Source organism: Pelagicoccus sp. SDUM812002 (genome assembly GCF_031127835.1).
GTDB lineage: Bacteria > Verrucomicrobiota > Verrucomicrobiia > Opitutales > Opitutaceae > Pelagicoccus.
The window spans coordinates 1-382 of record NZ_JARXHX010000146.1; the positions used below are offsets into that span (position 1 = coordinate 1).

1 pseudogene is annotated in these 382 nt (G+C 63.4%); it reads right to left on the reverse strand.

Annotated elements, in window-relative coordinates:
* Positions 1 to 382 (reverse strand): annotated as a pseudogene (locus QEH53_RS24065) (hypothetical protein); the annotation flags it as partial.

Consider the following 382-nt stretch of genomic DNA (forward strand, 5'->3'; position numbering starts at 1 on the left):
GTTCATCTCGTTGCTGGTGTTGCCGTCGGAGTACAGGCGCACGTAGCGGGCCTTGGTTTCCTTCGCCCCCACCAGCTTGCCCTTGTTGGTCTCGATGTAGGCCATATCCTTGCCCGCGCCGAAGCCCAGAGAGTTGTCGTGGTCGGTGTTGAACACCGTGGTCACGCCCGACTCGAAGCTCTCGTCGTTGGAGAGCTGCACCACCACGTCCACGTAGGCGCGCTTCTGGGTGTGGAAGTGCCAGAGGCCGAGGCCGTAGATGGTCGCTTCCTCCTCGAGGTCGATCTGCACCCATTGCGGGCCCTGGGCCAGCTCCACGAAGTAGCCTTCCTCGGACTCCTTGTCCCCGTCGGTCACCAGCTCGAGCTCCCCGATGATCGGG